At 43.9% G+C, this 16,607-nt stretch carries 18 protein-coding genes; 16 read left to right on the top strand and 2 right to left on the bottom strand.

Annotated features, from left to right (window positions below; all coding sequences use genetic code 11):
- The first annotated feature begins 15 nt into the window (after positions 1 to 15).
- The gene (locus P8S55_RS07385) at positions 16 to 708 is read left to right on the top strand and encodes an OmpA/MotB family protein (RefSeq protein WP_289223588.1); all 693 of its coding nucleotides are present in this window, start codon (positions 16 to 18) and stop codon (positions 706 to 708) included.
- Positions 709 to 712: 4 nt separating this feature from the next.
- Here the strand turns inward: P8S55_RS07385 and P8S55_RS07390 are convergent, their stop codons facing one another.
- The gene (locus P8S55_RS07390; protein WP_289223589.1) at positions 713 to 1,306 is read right to left on the bottom strand and encodes a class I SAM-dependent methyltransferase; all 594 of its coding nucleotides are present in this window, start codon (positions 1,304 to 1,306) and stop codon (positions 713 to 715) included.
- A 49-nt stretch (positions 1,307 to 1,355) separates the two neighbouring features.
- Positions 1,356 to 1,991, bottom strand: a complete 636-nt coding sequence (gene queE / locus P8S55_RS07395) for a 7-carboxy-7-deazaguanine synthase (protein WP_289223590.1) — start codon at positions 1,989 to 1,991, stop codon at positions 1,356 to 1,358.
- A gap of 165 nt (positions 1,992 to 2,156) precedes the next feature.
- Between queE and leuC the strand changes: the two genes are divergently transcribed.
- From leuC to P8S55_RS07470, 15 genes are all read left to right on the top strand, one after another.
- Positions 2,157 to 3,584 carry a 3-isopropylmalate dehydratase large subunit gene (gene leuC / locus P8S55_RS07400; RefSeq protein ID WP_289223591.1) on the top strand — a complete coding sequence of 476 codons (1,428 nt, stop codon included), beginning with the start codon at positions 2,157 to 2,159 and terminating at the stop codon, positions 3,582 to 3,584.
- A complete protein-coding gene (gene leuD / locus P8S55_RS07405) occupies positions 3,581 to 4,231 on the top strand; it encodes a 3-isopropylmalate dehydratase small subunit (RefSeq protein ID WP_289223592.1) in 651 nt (216 codons plus the stop codon). Before leuC ends, leuD begins: the two co-directional genes overlap by 4 nt.
- Before the next feature lie 14 nt (positions 4,232 to 4,245).
- Entirely contained in the window at positions 4,246 to 5,328 is a 1,083-nt protein-coding gene (leuB, locus tag P8S55_RS07410) for a 3-isopropylmalate dehydrogenase (RefSeq protein ID WP_289223593.1), read from the top strand.
- Positions 5,329 to 5,332: 4 nt separating this feature from the next.
- On the top strand, positions 5,333 to 6,289 hold the full coding sequence (locus P8S55_RS07415) for a M23 family metallopeptidase (protein ID WP_289223594.1): 957 nt from the start codon (positions 5,333 to 5,335) through the stop codon (positions 6,287 to 6,289).
- Positions 6,211 to 6,630 carry a bactofilin family protein gene (locus tag P8S55_RS07420; protein WP_289223595.1) on the top strand — a complete coding sequence of 140 codons (420 nt, stop codon included), beginning with the start codon at positions 6,211 to 6,213 and terminating at the stop codon, positions 6,628 to 6,630. Before P8S55_RS07415 ends, P8S55_RS07420 begins: the two co-directional genes overlap by 79 nt.
- A gap of 9 nt (positions 6,631 to 6,639) precedes the next feature.
- Positions 6,640 to 7,662 carry an aspartate-semialdehyde dehydrogenase gene (locus tag P8S55_RS07425; RefSeq protein WP_289223596.1) on the top strand — a complete coding sequence of 341 codons (1,023 nt, stop codon included), beginning with the start codon at positions 6,640 to 6,642 and terminating at the stop codon, positions 7,660 to 7,662.
- A 3-nt stretch (positions 7,663 to 7,665) separates the two neighbouring features.
- Positions 7,666 to 8,451, top strand: a complete 786-nt coding sequence (gene truA, locus P8S55_RS07430; protein ID WP_289223597.1) for a tRNA pseudouridine(38-40) synthase TruA — start codon at positions 7,666 to 7,668, stop codon at positions 8,449 to 8,451.
- Positions 8,448 to 9,068 carry a phosphoribosylanthranilate isomerase gene (locus P8S55_RS07435; RefSeq protein ID WP_289223598.1) on the top strand — a complete coding sequence of 207 codons (621 nt, stop codon included), beginning with the start codon at positions 8,448 to 8,450 and terminating at the stop codon, positions 9,066 to 9,068. The genes truA and P8S55_RS07435 overlap by 4 nt, the downstream gene beginning before the upstream one ends.
- A 33-nt stretch (positions 9,069 to 9,101) precedes the next feature.
- The gene (gene trpB, locus P8S55_RS07440) at positions 9,102 to 10,310 is read left to right on the top strand and encodes a tryptophan synthase subunit beta (RefSeq protein WP_289223599.1); all 1,209 of its coding nucleotides are present in this window, start codon (positions 9,102 to 9,104) and stop codon (positions 10,308 to 10,310) included.
- A 2-nt stretch (positions 10,311 to 10,312) separates the two neighbouring features.
- Positions 10,313 to 11,155 (top strand): tryptophan synthase subunit alpha, encoded by an 843-nt coding sequence (gene trpA, locus P8S55_RS07445; protein WP_289223600.1) that lies wholly within the window; start codon positions 10,313 to 10,315, stop codon positions 11,153 to 11,155.
- Positions 11,142 to 11,990: an acetyl-CoA carboxylase, carboxyltransferase subunit beta gene (gene accD / locus P8S55_RS07450; RefSeq protein WP_289223601.1), complete on the top strand. Its 849-nt coding sequence runs from the start codon at positions 11,142 to 11,144 to the stop codon at positions 11,988 to 11,990. The genes trpA and accD overlap by 14 nt, the downstream gene beginning before the upstream one ends.
- 8 nt (positions 11,991 to 11,998) lie before the next feature.
- Positions 11,999 to 13,258 (top strand): bifunctional tetrahydrofolate synthase/dihydrofolate synthase, encoded by a 1,260-nt coding sequence (gene folC, locus P8S55_RS07455; RefSeq protein ID WP_289223602.1) that lies wholly within the window; start codon positions 11,999 to 12,001, stop codon positions 13,256 to 13,258.
- The gene (locus P8S55_RS07460) at positions 13,251 to 13,772 is read left to right on the top strand and encodes an SPOR domain-containing protein (RefSeq protein WP_289223603.1); all 522 of its coding nucleotides are present in this window, start codon (positions 13,251 to 13,253) and stop codon (positions 13,770 to 13,772) included. Before folC ends, P8S55_RS07460 begins: the two co-directional genes overlap by 8 nt.
- Positions 13,773 to 13,871: 99 nt before the next feature.
- A complete protein-coding gene (gene purF / locus P8S55_RS07465; RefSeq protein ID WP_289223604.1) occupies positions 13,872 to 15,392 on the top strand; it encodes an amidophosphoribosyltransferase in 1,521 nt (506 codons plus the stop codon).
- A 9-nt stretch (positions 15,393 to 15,401) separates the two neighbouring features.
- Positions 15,402 to 16,583 carry an O-succinylhomoserine sulfhydrylase gene (locus tag P8S55_RS07470; RefSeq protein WP_289223605.1) on the top strand — a complete coding sequence of 394 codons (1,182 nt, stop codon included), beginning with the start codon at positions 15,402 to 15,404 and terminating at the stop codon, positions 16,581 to 16,583.
- The last annotated feature ends 24 nt before the right edge of the window (positions 16,584 to 16,607 follow it).

The raw sequence follows: 16,607 nt of genomic DNA on the forward strand, positions 1-16,607 counted from the left end.
CTGGGCTAAAGGCTAATGGCTCGCCGAAGGGGTTCAGGCCATGATGAAGGCGGGGCACATGGAGGTTCGTGGAAGATAGCGCTGGCTGATCTCATGACAGTCTTGATGGTGTTTTTTTTGGTCATGTGGCTAATCTCAGTGGTAGATCCGGCCGATAGAGAAGCATTTGTAGATTCATTGCTTGGTGAAAAAACCTCGAGTATAGAACAGAAAAATGCAAGTATGCTGGGTTCTGATTTAAATCCGCTGGATTTAAAACCAGTCGCATCGATCGAAGAGATACAGCAAGCTTTGGCACAGGTAGATCCAAAGAATATTGATATAGAAGATACGCCTACACATACCAAAATTACTTTGCGCTCTGATAGTTTTTTTGAAAGTGGGCGCGCAACCATCAATGAGCGCACTCGTATTCAACTTGAGTTACTTGGAGAAACTTTAGCCGGGCGTGGTCAAGCGATAAGAATCACCGGGTATACCGATAGTGTTCCAATAAATACCCTGCAGTTTCCTTCTAATTGGGAGTTGTCAGCCTCGCGTGCAGCTACCGTTGGGCGTACTTTTATTTACATGGGGGTTGATAAAAACCTGGTGACAATAGAGGGAAGGGCTGATAATGAAGCTATCGCGCCGAATGACAATGCTTATGGTCGCTCTTTAAACCGGCGCGTTATTATCATGGTCGATAAAACAGGGCGCCAGCTTTAGCGTGTTAAGCGGGTTTTTGGCCGATAACTTGGCTTACCCAGCCTATGCCTGTGTGACCTGTACCTTCTACTATATCTCGTTCTAATTGTTTAGCATGAACCCAGTTTAACTGCGGCATGTCTTGTTGTATTTCGCTTAAGTCAACCAGAAGATTGCGGTCTTTTGGGCCGCCGGTATTGTGTTGCAGCTGGTTTTTAGCATAGACCTCTGAAATATAAAAACCACCAGGCTTGAGTGCTTTGATGATTCTTTTCGCGAGGTTGGTTCTGAGTTCTGGAGGGAGGTGACAGAAAATAGCGATAATTCCATCCCATTGTTCAACTCCTAAGTCGAATGTGCTTAGATCCGCCAATTCTGTTGTAATCTTCACGCATTTGATCTCTGCCAAGATATTGGTTTTTTCTAAACCAATATCTGAGGCGTCAACAGCGGTGACTTGATGACCTTGTTGAGCTAAATAGCAGGCATTTCGTCCTTCACCTTCTGCGAGGCTCAAAAGACGGGCGTTTTCTGGAAGTATAAGGCTGGCTACTCTTAAAAAGTCGTTTGGTTCAGTGCCATATAAAAAGTCATCTCGATTATATTTTTCATTCCACATTCATTTATCCTTAGATATTAGTGTAAGCAGGCCAGCTTAAGGGTGCTGGTTAGTCAATATTCATTATTTTGTGTGTTTGTAAACTAAGTTTCCACTCAGGATGCCTTAGGCAGTAAGTAATAGCTTGTTTAAGGTTGTGTTGTTGATGAATGCCATCCATCGGCTGCAGGTAGTAGTGTTTGAATCCTTTTAGTTTGATCTTGTCGGGCATTAGCCCTGGTTGCGGGTAAACTAATTTTAACTCATCGCCCTCGGTCAGAAGCCAAGGAGCGCCAGCCTTGGGGCTTACACAAATCCAGTCTATTTTTTCTGGAGGTTGCTTGGTGCCGTTGGTTTCTATAGCGATATAAAAGCCATGTTGGTGCAGGCTTTCAATAAGAGCCTGGTCAATCTGTAATAAAGGCTCGCCACCGGTAAGTACGACAAACGGGGCTTGGCTAGTAGTCTTTGGCCAAAAAGAAAAAAGGTGTTGACTTAGCGCATCGGCTGAGTTGAAGCGTCCCCCATTTTGACCGTCTGTACCAATGAAGTCGGTATCACAAAATTGACAAATTGCATCTTGGCGATCTTGCTCGCGTCCACTCCATAAATTACACTGACTAAATCGGCAGAAAATGGCAGGGCGCCCAGTGTGGACACCTTCACCTTGTAATGAATAGAATACTTCTTTTATCTGATAGCTCATAGGTTTTAGCTTTGGTGTTTAATTTTATTGGCTGACAATGAAGGATGTATTTTACTAGGTTATGAAGGGCCTGAAATGATATAATTTTAAGATATTTATAAAAAAACCTAGAATAATAGGTAGATAATAAAATGCATAATAATTGAATTGAGTAATAGGATGATTATGGCAGGCAAGACACTTTACGATAAGTTATGGGATGATCATGTGGTGCGTCAAGAAGAAGACGGCACGGCTTTAATTTATATTGATCGTCAGCTTTTACATGAAGTTACCTCTCCCCAAGCTTTTGAAGGCTTGCGGCTGGCAGCAAGAAAGCCTTGGCGTATAGATGCTAATCTTGCGACCCCTGATCATAATGTGCCTACTACCAGTCTTGTTGGTGGTGTTGAAGGTATTGAAGATCCAATATCACGCATTCAAGTACAAACGCTCAATAGCAATACCCGTGAGTTTGGGATTACAGAGTATGGCATGGGTGACCCACGTCAGGGTATTGTTCATGTCGTTGGCCCGGAATCCGGTGCTACTTTGCCGGGTACGACGGTCGTATGTGGTGATTCACATACTTCAACTCATGGCGCACTGGGTGCATTGGCACACGGCATAGGTACATCTGAGGTAGAGCATGTACTTGCAACCCAGTGTTTGATTCAGAAAAAAATGAAAAACATGCTTGTTCGTGTCGATGGATATCTTCAGCCGGGTGTTGGCCCAAAAGATGTTGTACTGGCCATTATTGGCAAAATTGGTACAGCGGGTGGAACAGGTTGTGCCATTGAGTTTGGTGGACAGGTGATGCGTGATATGTCAATAGAAGGCCGGATGACTGTTTGTAACATGGCGATTGAGGCGGGGGCAAGAGCAGGCCTGGTTGCCGTTGATAGCAAAACTATCGAGTACGTCAAGGGCCGAACATTTGCACCTAAGCAAGACTATTGGCAAGCAGCTGTTGACTACTGGTCAACCTTAACGTCTGATGAAGATGCCATTTTTGACAAGGTTGTAGAGCTTGATGGTTCCTGTATCCAGCCTCAAGTCACCTGGGGTACGTCACCTGAAATGGTGGTGGATATTAATGGTCGTGTGCCCGATCCAAGTCATGAAGCCGATCCGGTTAAGTCTTCGGGTATCCAGCGTGCGCTAGATTATATGGGTTTGCAAGCTAATATGCCGATTAAGGACATTAAAATCGATTACGTTTTTATTGGGTCCTGTACTAATTCTCGAATTGAAGATTTGCGTGCAGCCGCTGAGGTTTTAAAGGGGCGGAAGGTTGCGGCTAATGTTGAGCAAGCGCTAGCTGTTCCAGGTTCGGGTTTGGTTAAGCAGCAAGCGGAAGCTGAGGGGTTGGATAAAATATTTATACAGGCTGGTTTTGAATGGAGAAACCCAGGTTGTTCAATGTGTTTGGCGATGAATGCAGATCGGTTGCCTGCGAAAAAACATTGTGCCTCTACCTCTAACCGTAATTTCGAAGGACGCCAAGGTGCAGGAGGTCGCACCCATCTTGTCAGCCCACAGATGGCCGCTGCCGCCGCGGTAGCAGGTCATTTTACCGATGTGCGTGAGTTAATGGGGGTGGCGGTATGAGCTTAACGCAATTTAATAGACTTAATGCAATTGTTGCGCCTTTAGATCGAGCGAATGTTGACACGGATGCGATTATTCCCAAACAGTTTTTAAAGTCGATAAAACGCAGTGGATTTGGGCCAAATTTGTTTGATGAGTGGCGTTATATGGATGTAGGTGAGCCTGGGCAGGATTCTTCAAACCGTCCACTTAACCCGGATTTTGTGTTAAATCAACCACGTTATCAGGGCGCAAAGATTCTGCTGGCGCGCGAGAATTTTGGTTGTGGTTCAAGCCGTGAACATGCTCCTTGGGCATTAAAAGATTATGGTTTTGATGTGGTGATTGCACCAAGCTTCGCGGATATTTTTTTTAATAACTGCTTTAAAAATGGCATTTTGCCGATTGTATTAACCGAAGAAGTGGTGGATCAGCTATTTAAGCAAGTTGAGACGAATGTAGGTTATAAACTGGATGTTGATCTTGAAAGGCAGGTACTCACAACGGCCGATAAGCATGAAATTGCATTTGAGGTAGACTCATTTAGGCGCCACTGCTTGCTTAACGGGTTGGATGATATAGGCTTAACGTTGGTTCACCAGCAAGATATTAGAAATTATGAAACTAAGCGTCGCCAGCAGGCACCTTGGTTATTTGCGGACAACTAAGTTAGGATAGAGAGATGGCAAAAAATGTATTGTTGTTACCGGGTGATGGCATTGGTCCAGAGATTGTTGCAGAAGCAGTTAAGGTTCTGGAAGCGCTAAAAGCGAATCATGGTCTTGATATTGAGATGACGGAAGGGCTAGTTGGTGGCGCCGGTTATGATGCTGTGGGTCACCCGTTACCCGAACCAACCTTGCAGGCAGCGAAAGAGGCTGATGCAATTTTATTAGGTGCCGTAGGGGGTTATAAGTGGGAATCATTAGATATTTCAGTGCGTCCTGAAAAGGGATTGCTTGGTTTGCGTTCGAACTTGCAGCTGTTTGCAAACTTGCGCCCAGCCTTTTTGTACCCTCAGCTGGCTGAAGCATCAACCCTAAAAGCAGACGTAGTTTCAGGCCTGGATATTCTTATTGTTCGCGAGTTGACGGGTGGGATTTATTTTGGCCAGCCACGAGGTATTCGTACCTTAGACAATGGTGAGCGTCAGGGTTATAACACCTATGTTTATGCTGAGTCAGAAATTAAACGCATTGGTCATGTTGCGTTTCAAGCTGCTATGAAGCGTAATAAAAAAGTCTGTTCAGTGGATAAGGCTAACGTACTTGAAGTGACAGAGTTGTGGCGAGAAGTGATGACGGAATTGTCAAAAGACTATCCTGAGGTTGAGCTGAGTCACATGTATGTTGACAATGCGGCCATGCAATTAGTTAGAAATCCAAAGCAGTTCGATGTTGTAGTGACGGGAAATATGTTTGGTGATATTTTGTCTGATGAGGCATCAATGTTAACCGGGTCAATAGGTATGCTGCCCTCAGCATCATTGGATGCAAACAATAAAGGTATGTATGAACCGAGTCACGGCTCAGCCCCAGATATAGCAGGGCAAAACCTAGCGAATCCTTTAGCAACAATCCTTTCAGCTGCGATGATGTTGCGTTATAGCTTAGGCCGGGAAGATTTGGCTATTAAAATTGAAAAAGCAGTGAGTCATGTATTGGATCAGGGGCTTAGAACCGGTGATATTTATTCTCAAGGAATGAAAAAAGCCTCAACCTCTGAAATGGGTCAAGCTGTTGTTGATGCATTAGCTGGCGTTTAATACTATGGCCTCAAGGCAACATTTCACGATTACGATTACTGACGTGCATGGTTCACGCCACTATTCGTTTGGGAATATATTTAAGAAATATTTTGGTGTCATGTTGTTAGGGCTGGCGGGTTTTGTTTTGATCGCTTCTTTTAGTATTTGGTGGTTAAGCAAAGAAGTGGTGGATATAGAGCAGAGCAGGCAAGCAGCAGAAAGTTCATTTTTAAGGACGTTAGAAACCCGGCAACAAGACTACGCAAGGCTTATGGATGAGTATGCAACACTTTCGACTGAGCTGGAGCGCAAAGTTCAGCAGCTTACATTCTTGGATCAAACCTTACAGGGTTTAGAAGAGTTGATGGGTGTTGAGCGTGAGCCTGAAGATGCTATAGAAGATCGTGTTAAGCTCGTTCAACTCACTACGCTAGAAAAACAAATAATGCTAGAGCGAATCCCCAATGGCCTTCCAGTAGGTCACTTTCAAGGTGTGTCGAGCGGGTTTGGTTGGCGAACCCATCCTGTGAGGGGTACTAGAGAGTTTCATAATGGAATAGATTACCGTGGAAAGCAGGGTGATCCGGTTATAGCAACGGCAGATGGTGTTGTTGAATATTCAGGTTATCACCAGGCGAGCGGCTATGGGAATCTGGTCATCCTCAGTCATGACTTTGGTTTTAAAACCTTCTATGGTCATTTACATAATTTAAACGTAAAGGCGGGTGAGTTTGTAAAAAAAGGTGATTTGCTGGGTGGTATAGGAACCACAGGCGTATCAACAGGTCCTCACCTTCACTATGAAGTGATTTTTGTGCAGCGCAAGCTTAACCCGGCTCCTTTTGTCAGATGGGCGGTTGATGATTACGATAGTATTTTCGATAAAGTTGAGGGGGTACCATGGGGTTCTTTAAGTCAGGTGATCAGAAATCAGGTCGAAAAAGTGGAAAAACAATTATCGCTCAAGATTGCACCATAAACGGTGAAATTAATCTTGAAAGCTCGTTACACATTGATGGTAAGTTAGAAGGGCATTTGCAGTCAACGAGTGATGTTTCAATAGGTAAGATGGGGCGTGTTAGCGGATTGACTTGTGCGAAAACTATTTTTTTAAGTGGGCATTTAGAGGGCAAGGTCCACTGTAACTCACTTGAAATATTAGAGGGTGGATGTTTTATAGGGGATTTGGTTACGGGGGCTTTAACTATAGAGTCAGGAGGACGGTTTATTGGTCAATCGATGGATCAAGGAGAGACACCTGGTTTGGAGCCGATGACTAAAGTCGAGCAACTTGAATTGAAAACAGACAGAAATAAATAGGTTAAATAGATGATTAAAAAATATGATATAGCTGTTGTAGGCGCAACGGGTGCTGTTGGCGAAACCATTATGAAGGTTCTTGAGGAGCGTAATTTTCCTGTCGGTAAAATTTATCCGCTAGCCAGTAGCCGCTCTGCCGGTAAGAAAATTGAATTTAATGGGGAGTGGGTTGCTGTACAAGATTTAGAAACCTTTGACTTCTCACAAGTGCAAATTGGTTTATTCTCACCTGGCGCAAGTGTATCTGCAATTTATGCCCCAAAAGCAGCGGCTGCAGGTTGTGTTGTTGTCGATAACACCTCACAGTTTCGTTATGATGATGATGTTCCTCTGGTTGTACCTGAGGTTAACCCTGAAGCCATTGCTGGCTATAAGGCACGTGGAATTATCGCTAGTCCGAATTGCTCAACAATACAAATGCTTGTAGCGCTAAAGCCTATTTATGATGCGGTAGGTATTGAGCGCATCAATGTCGCTACTTATCAAGCCGTGTCTGGAACAGGAAAAGAAGCGATTGAGGAGTTAGCAAAACAGACAGCAAGCATTCTGAACTTAAAACCTGTCGAGTGTGAGGTTTATCCTAAACAGATTGCGTTTAACTGTATTCCACAAATAGATGTATTTATGGAAAATGGTTATACCAAAGAAGAAATGAAAATGGTTTGGGAGACCAAGAAAATATTGGGTGATGATCTAATTAAAGTAAATCCAACAGCGGTACGTGTCCCCGTGTTTTTTGGACATAGTGAAGCGGTTCATATCGAAACAAAACAAAAAATAACAGCACAGCAAGCACGTGATTTGTTTGAAAAAGCACCAGGCCTGGTTGTTATTGATGAGCATAAAGAGGGCGGATACCCAACGGCAGTGAGTGATGCAGCAGATACAAACCCTGTTTATATCGGGCGAATCCGCGAGGATATTTCGTGTGAAAAAGGACTTAATATTTGGGTTGTTGCTGATAATGTAAGAAAAGGTGCAGCGACCAATACGGTTCAAATTGCTGAGGTATTGATTGAGAAGTATCTTTAATCAATGACAAAGTTAGCTTTAGGTGTAGAGTATTTAGGTCAAGCCTATTGCGGTTGGCAGAAGCAGCATCATTGTTCGTCAGTACAAGCTCAGATAGAAAAAGCGCTTGGTTTTATTGCTAATCAACCTGTGGAGGTTTTTTGTGCTGGTCGCACCGACACGGGGGTTAATGCTGTGGGGCAGGTAGTGCATTTTGAATCATCGGTAGAAAGGCCGATAAACGCTTGGCTTGAAGGAACAAATACGCGCTTGCCTGACGATGTTAGAATAAGTTGGGTCACAACCGTTGATAAGCATTTTCATGCGCGCTTTAGTGCAGTAGCACGTCAATATCGATATGTGATTTTTAACCGACCCACACCTTGTGCTATTTTAACGGGTCGAGTAACTTGGGAGCGACATCCTTTGGATGTTAATAAAATGCATCAAGCCGCTCAATTGTTACTTGGGGAACAAGATTTTTCTTCATTTCGCGCCTCTGAATGTCAGGCATCTCACCCAAGACGAGAGGTGCAGATGGTAAGGGTGACAAGGCGGGGCGATTTTGTATTTATTGATATCAAAGCGAATGCGTTTTTACACCATATGGTGAGAAATATTGCGGGCACCTTAGTGCAGATTGGTCGAGGGCAGGCTGATCCATCTTGGGTTGAAACGTTATTAGCCCTTAAAGATCGTACTCAAGCAACGGTAACTGCTGCTGCCTCAGGTTTATATTTTGTAAATGCGTTTTACCCCAGTGAATTTGGTTTGCCAATAACGCAGCCTAATGAGGTACTTTGGCAATGACATATAGAACACGTGTAAAAATTTGTGGTATTACCCGAGTAGATGATGTTTTAGCGGCGGCTAATGCCGGTGCTGATGCCCTAGGTTTAGTGTTTTACCCACCGAGCCCGCGATCAGTGTCCGTCGCTGAGGCTGTTCAGCTTGTCAAAAACCTTCCTGCTTTTGTGACTACAACGGCTTTATTTGTTGATCCGCACGTTGATTTGGTTGAGCAGGTAATCAACGAGGTTAAGGTTGATCTTTTGCAGTTTCATGGACAAGAATCGGCAGCATTTTGTCGTCAGTTCTCACGACCGTATATTAAGGCGATTGCTATGCAATCCACCACTGATTTGTCCGCCTTGGCAGAAACTTATCATGATGCAAAGGGGTTATTGCTTGATACTTATAAGCCAGGTGTTCCAGGTGGTACGGGCGAAATGTTCAATTGGCAGTGGGTGCCAAGCAACTTTATAATGCCGCTTATTTTAGCGGGTGGGCTTACACCGGATAATGTTGCACAAGCCATTCAGCTCACGGGTGTGTGGGCGGTAGATGTGAGTGGTGGAGTTGAGGCCAGTAAAGGGATTAAGTCAGCTGAAAAAGTTCAGCAATTTATTAACCAAGCGCATGCCTAATGTGCTGCGTATGCATAATGACAAGAGTGTTCAATGACTATAGATTTTTCACAATTTCCAGATGATAAAGGTCATTTTGGTCCTTATGGGGGTGTATTTGCACCAGAAACATTGATGGCACCGCTGGAAGAGTTAAAGCAGCAGTATCATGCGTTAAAAGCTGATCCTGATTTTCTTAAAGAGCTCGCTACGGATTATCAAGACTATGTTGGTCGCCCATCACCTCTTTATTATGCTCAGCGTTGGAGTGATAAACTCGGCGGCGCAAAAATATATTTAAAACGTGAAGACTTGAACCATACGGGTGCGCACAAAATAAACAATACGATTGGTCAAGCTCTGCTGGCCAAGCACCTAGGTAAAACGCGGATAATAGCCGAAACAGGTGCGGGGCAGCATGGAGTAGCTAGTGCCACCGTTGCAGCGCGTTTAGGTTTGGAGTGCGTCGTTTACATGGGAGCGGATGATGTTGTGCGTCAAGCGCCGAATGTCGCTCGCATGAAAATGCTAGGTGCACAGGTTGTGGCTGTGGAATCTGGAACACGTACATTAAAAGATGCGTTGAACGAAGCGATGCGTGATTGGGTAACAAATGTTGATGATACGTTTTATATAATTGGAACCGTTGCGGGTCCTCACCCTTATCCGATGATTGTGCGTGATTTCCAATCAATTATAGGCTGTGAAGCGAGACAGCAGCATCTTGAAAAAGAAGAGGGAAGATTGCCCGATGTGGTAGTTGCTTGCGTGGGTGGTGGTTCGAATGCAATGGGACTGTTCCATGCATTTTTACCTGATGAGTCCGTGCGTATTATTGGCGTTGAAGCAGGCGGGCATGGTTTAGAGACGGGTGAGCATGCTGCACCATTATGTAAAGGTAAGCCGGGTGTGCTTCATGGTAATCGAACCTATTTAATGCAAGACGAGAATGGGCAGATTATGGGTACACACTCTATTTCGGCAGGCTTAGACTATCCAGGCGTTGGACCTGAATTGGCCTGGCTAAAAGATATAGGGCGTGCAAAGTTTGTTGCGATTAATGATGACGAGGCCATGCAAGGTTGGCGTGATCTAACTCAATTAGAAGGTATTATTCCAGCTTTAGAAACTAGTCATGCCTTGGCTTATGTTACTAAACTGGCTCCCACGATGAGTAAGGATCAAACAATTATTGTTAATTTATCTGGGCGTGGGGATAAGGACATGAATACTATCGCTAAAATAGAAGGGTTTGAGTTTTAATTATGAATAAAACGAATCGAATTTCGCATCGCTTAGCGTTATTAAAGCAACAGAATCAAACTGCATTGATTCCTTACATCACTGCAGGTGATCCTCATCCTAACTTAACGGTTGAGTTGATGCACTTGCTCGTTGCACAAGGTGCGAACTTAATTGAGTTGGGTGTACCTTTTTCTGATCCGATGGCTGATGGCCCCGTTATTCAAAAAGCTGTTGAGCGCGCTTTAGCGCATAAGGTGAGCTTGAAGCAAGTGTTGGCTATGGTTAAAGCATTTAGAGACAGCGATTCTGACACGCCTGTTATTTTGATGGGATATTTAAATCCTGTTGAAGCAATGGGGTTTGAGCGTTTTGCTCAGCAAGCTCAAGCTGCTGGGGTTGACGGTGTCCTTACTGTCGATATGCCCCCAGATGAGTCTGAGGGATACGCACAAGCTTTAAAAGCACATGATTTAGAACGTATATTTTTGGTATCCCCAACCACCCCGGAGTCGCGTCTAGAGGCGGTTAATCAATTGGGTAGTGGCTTTGTTTATTATGTATCTTTAAAAGGGGTAACAGGCAAAGGTACGGTTAATACAGTTGAGGTGGCTACTCAGGTGAGTAAGTTAAAACACAAAGTTGGTTTACCTGTCGGAATCGGTTTTGGAATTCGTGATGCTGAGTCAGCTTTTAATATGGCGAAAATTGGTGATGCGGTCATAATTGGTTCTGCTTTAGTGGGTTTAGTTGAGCAACATCACCAGGACCCAGAAGCCATAAAACAAGCATTAACGGATCAAATGCAGTTATTTAAACAATCGATTGCACGCGCAGACCAAGGAGATAACAATGAGTTGGTTTGAAAAAATTCTGCCCAGCATTAAACAGGTAACTGAACGTAAAAAAAATGTTCCTGAGGGGTTGTGGATTAAGTGTCCAAAATGTGAAAGTGTATTGTATCGCTCTGAAGTTAACCGCAATCAAGATGTTTGCCCCAAGTGCGACCATCACATGCGCTTAACAGCTCGCCGTCGTTTGGAGGCTTTTTTTGACGAAGGCTCTAGCCTTGAAATTGCCGCTTCCGTTTCACCGGTTGATGCACTTAAATTTAAAGACCAGAAGAAATATAAAGATCGTATTTCTATTGCTCAAAAAACAACAGGTGAACGAGATGCACTTATTGTTCAGGTTGGGAAGATTGAGGGTTTAGAAGTGGTCGCGGCGGCATTTGAGTTCCAGTTTATGGGGGGGTCAATGGGCTCTGTGGTTGGGGAGAAGTTTGTTCGCGCAGTTAATGAGGCCATTGAGCGTCGCTGTCCTTTGATTTGTTTTTCTGCTAGTGGCGGTGCTCGGATGCAAGAAGCTATGTTTTCGTTGATGCAGATGGCTAAAACCAGTGCGGCTTTGGGGCGATTACGTGCGCAAGGGTTGCCCTATGTTTCAGTTTTGACAGACCCGACAATGGGTGGCGTATCCGCCAGTTTTGCCATGTTGGGTGACTTAAATGTGGCGGAACCCAAGGCGCTAATAGGTTTTGCCGGCCCTCGTGTTATTGAGCAAACTGTTCGTGAAAAGCTACCAGAAGGCTTCCAGCGCAGCGAGTTCCTTTTGGAGCATGGTGCTATTGATAGAATTATTCACCGTCACAATATGGCCAAGGAGCTAGCATCAATTTGTCGAATATTACTAAAACAATAGAGTAAATTATGATTTATCCTCAAACGCTTGCCGCTTGGCTGGACAGGCTATCTGGTTTGCATAGTAAAGAAATTGATCTTGGTCTTGAGCGTGTGCGAAAGGTGGGGTTAGATTTGGCTGTGCTGCAACCTGCGCCTTATGTGATTATCGTAGCGGGGACGAACGGTAAAGGTTCTTCTGTAGCCATGTTGGAGTCGATTTTATTAGCGTCTGGTTACAGGGTTGGCTCTTATACTTCTCCGCATGTTCTTCGCTTTAATGAGCGAATAAAAATTAACGGTATAGAGGTCGATGATACTCAGATTACTAATGCGTTTGAGTTAATCGAACAAGCTAGAAAAGAAACCAGTCTAACCTATTTTGAATTTGCAACCCTAGCAGGCCTGGTTGTTTTTAATCAAACTGAATTAGATGTTGCGATTCTTGAGGTTGGCCTGGGAGGACGCTTAGATGCTGTTAATATTGTGGATGCGAATGCTTGTTTATTAACATCGATTGATATTGATCATAGTGATTGGTTAGGAACCGACAGAGAAAAAATTGGTTATGAGAAAGCAGGCGTGATGCGTAAAAACGCACTGGCTATTTGCTCCGATCCATCGCCACCTGAATCAGTCATTAAACATGCCGATGCGATTGAAGCAAACTTGAAACTGCCGGGAAGAGATTATAGTTTCTGCGCCTCATTGGATGGCGTTGAGTTTAAATCAACTGGGCAAAGCTTTGTGTTTAGTAAACCTTCTTTGAAAGGCGATTTTCAATTGCAAAACGCAGCAGGTGTAGTGGCTTTGTTGAAAATGCAATCGAAACTTGTTGTAACCTTGAGTGCAATAAATCAAGGTTTACAAGGTGTTACAAACCCTGGTCGGCTACAAACCTTGGTGTTAAATAACCAGGCCTGGTTGTTTGATGTTGCACATAACCCTCAATCAGTGAAAATGCTGGCCAATTATTTAGCCCAACAACCCGAAAAACCAGAGTTGGCTATTTTTTCAGGTTTGGCGGATAAAGACTTGTTGCCTATGGTTGAACAGATTAAGCCTTTTGTTAGTCAATGGATTGTGGTGGATTTGGGTGTGCCAAGGGCAAGTTCGGTTGGTACGCTTGTAGGTTGTTTAACTCAATCAGGTATAGCTAGGTCAAATATTCAGTGCGCTGAGCAGATGGATGAGGCCATTATTTTGGCAAAAAACACACCTGCTAAACATATTTTAGTTTATGGTTCGTTTATCACTGTCTCTCAAGCTATGGAGCGGCTGGGTGGATGAGTTAACCAAGCATAGAGTAACCGGTGCTATTATTTGGCTGAGTTTATTAATTATTTTGGTGCCTAGCTGGTACGCTTCCCCCGTTGATTTTTCAGAAATGAAAGATATTTTTTCGCTTCAAGGATTAACGGCTGATGAAAAGACGATGCAAACGCAAGGGTTAGCTGGCCATGCAGCGGAACATCAGCGAGCCTCTAAGCAACAATCAGCTCATAAGGAGTCAGACAAGGTTGGTACTGAGCCTTCTCTAGTTTCAAATGGGTTTAACCAAGTTAATCCTACTGGTCAATGGTTAGTTCGAGTGGCTTCTTATGGAAATATTCAATCAGCGCATCGTGTTTTTAATCAGTTGGAAGGTAGGTATCAGGTAACCATTGGCGACTTTTCTAACCAAGAGCGTCGCCTTTATTCTCTTAGAGTAGGACCTTTCGATAGCTTAAGCGCAGCAGAGTTAGCAAAAAAAGAGTTGGATGCAGAGTTTTCAGTGGATGCGTTGATTGTTAAAGTTCGATAAATCGTGAGATTAAAGTCGAGAGTTTTGTTGGGTATAATCGTCCTTATCCCAAATCTATTGGGATGAGAAATTTTAAAGTTATTTTAGCGAGTGTAAAACATGTGTGGCATAGTAGGTATTGTTTCAGCAAGTGGCGAACCTGTTAATCAGGAGCTTTATGATGCATTAACGATTCTGCAGCATCGAGGTCAGGATGCGGCAGGAATTGTTACCTATGAACAAGGGCGTTTTTATCAACGTAAGGATAATGGGTTGGTTAAAGATGTATTCCGCACTCGTCATATGCGCGATTTGCACGGTTCTATTGGTATAGGTCATGTCCGTTATCCGACAGCTGGGTCAGCTTCAAGTTCTGAGGCGCAGCCTTTTTATGTCAATTCACCCTATGGTATCGTGATGGGGCATAATGGCAACTTGACGAATGCGGAACAGTTAAGCAAGGAAATATATCAACAAGATCAACGTCATTTAAATACAGATTCTGACTCAGAGGTGTTGCTTAATGTATTTGCCCATGAACTGATGCAAAAACAAAAGCTGTTTGTTGATCAAGATGACATTTTTAGCGCTATTGGACGTGTGCATCAGCGTGTTCGGGGTGGCTATGCTGCGATAGGGTTAGTATCGGGTGTTGGCTTGTTTGCTTTTCGTGATCCTTTTGCATTGCGTCCAGTGATTGTGGGTAAACGTGAGACTGCTAAAGGCACCGATTATATGGTAGCTTCTGAGAGCGTAGCACTTGATGGTTTAGGCTTTGAACGGTTCCGCGACCTTGCGCCAGGAGAAGCGGTTGTCGTGAAACAAAATGGTGAGATTTTCTTTAAACAATGTCATGATAATCCTCGTTATAGCCCATGTATTTTTGAATTTGTTTATTTTGCCCGACCTGACTCTATGATTGATGACATTTCTGTTTACAAGGCTCGACTAAGAATGGGCGAGAAAATGGCAGAAAAAATTCAGCGGGAATGGGCTGATCATGATATTGATGTGGTTATACCTATCCCTGATACCAGTCGAACTTCAGCCCTACAGCTTGCCTCTATGCTCAATAAACCCTACCGTGAAGGGTTTATTAAGAACCGCTATATTGGTCGAACATTTATTATGCCTGGACAACAGCAGCGAAAAAAATCTGTTCGTCAAAAGCTAAATGCGATTGATCTTGAGTTTGAAGGTAAGAATGTATTATTAGTGGATGATTCGATTGTTAGGGGCACCACATCTGGCGAGATTGTTCAAATGGCCCGCGATGCAGGTGCCAACAAGGTGTATTTTGCTTCAGCCGCTCCCCCCGTGCGCTATCCATATGTTTATGGCATTGATATGCCAGCCGCATCTGAGTTAGTGGCAAATAACCGTAGCGTTGAGGAAATTGCCGCTTATATTGGTGCTGATAAGCTTATTTATCAGGATTTGGATGATTTAATTGATGCGGTTGGTGCGGGTACTGAGCATATCTCAAGCTTTGATACCTCGTGTTTTAGTGGTGAATATGTGACGGGTGATATTACTCAGGAGTATCTGGAAGCCATTGCGAGTCTTCGCAACGACCAGAGTAAAGCCAATCACAAAAACTCGGCCCCTGAGGTGGTTGGTTTGCATAATAACGCAGACTAGGAGCGTATTTTGGAACAGTTTTGTTTAGAAACATTGGCTATTCGTGCGGGTTACGAACGCACACACGAACAAGAAAATAGTGAAGCGATATTTCCAACGTCAAGCTATGTGTACGATTCAGCGCAACAGGCTGCGGATCGATTCAGTGGTGAAGTGCCTGGTAATGTTTATTCACGATTTACTAACCCAACGGTTCGTACTTTTGAAAATAAACTCGCCCTACTTGAAGGCGGGGAAGCCTGTGTGGCAACTGCTTCGGGCATGGCGGCGATATTGGCTTGTTTTATGGGTACCTTAACAGCGGGTGATCATTTGGTTTCATCAGCAAGTATTTTCGGTACCACCAAGGTTTTATTTAATAAATACCTAAAAAAGTTTGGGATAGAAATTTCATTCGTACCTCAGACTGATTACCAGGCCTGGTCGAATGCGATTCAACCTAACACCAAAGCATTGTTTTTAGAAACCCCTTCAAACCCATTAACTGAAATAGCCGATATTGCTAGGTTAAGTAAACTAGCAAGGCAGCAGGGTGCGCTGCTAGTGGTAGATAATTGTTTCTGTACGCCTATTTTTCAACAACCCTTGAAGCAAGGTGCGGATATTGTTATTCATTCCGCAACCAAGTTTTTAGATGGTCAAGGGCGATGCTTGGGCGGGGCTATTGTTGGTTCTGAAGCGACTGTTGGCGAAGAGATTCGTGGTGTAATTCGAACGGCGGGTCCAAGTATGAGTCCGTTCAATGCTTGGGTGTTTATAAAAGGGTTAGAAACACTAGCTTTAAGAATGGAGGCCCATTCTATTCGTGCACAACAACTGGCAGAGTGGTTGAGTGAGCATCCAGCCGTAGAACGTGTATTTTATCCTGGCTTGGCATCGCATCCACAATATGACTTGGCTCAACAACAGCAACGCGCAGCAGGTGCCTTATTAAGTTTTAGGGTGAAAGGTGGGCGTCAGCAGGCTTGGTCAGTCATTGATTCGACCAAAATGTTATCTATTACTGCAAACTTAGGGGATGTTAAAACGAGTATTACGCATCCAGCCAGCACCACGCATTCTCGTGTTGACCCTGTTGAGCGTGAAGCAGCAGGCATTACCGAAAACCTAGTGAGGATTTCGGTAGGGCTTGAAGGAATAGAGGATATTAAGCAAGATTTAGCGCGAGGCCTAAATAACCTGCGGAGTTAATTAAGTAGGGTATTTATTTGGCTT

The organism is Thiomicrospira sp. R3 (assembly GCF_029581415.1).
GTDB lineage: Bacteria > Pseudomonadota > Gammaproteobacteria > Thiomicrospirales > Thiomicrospiraceae > Thiomicrospira.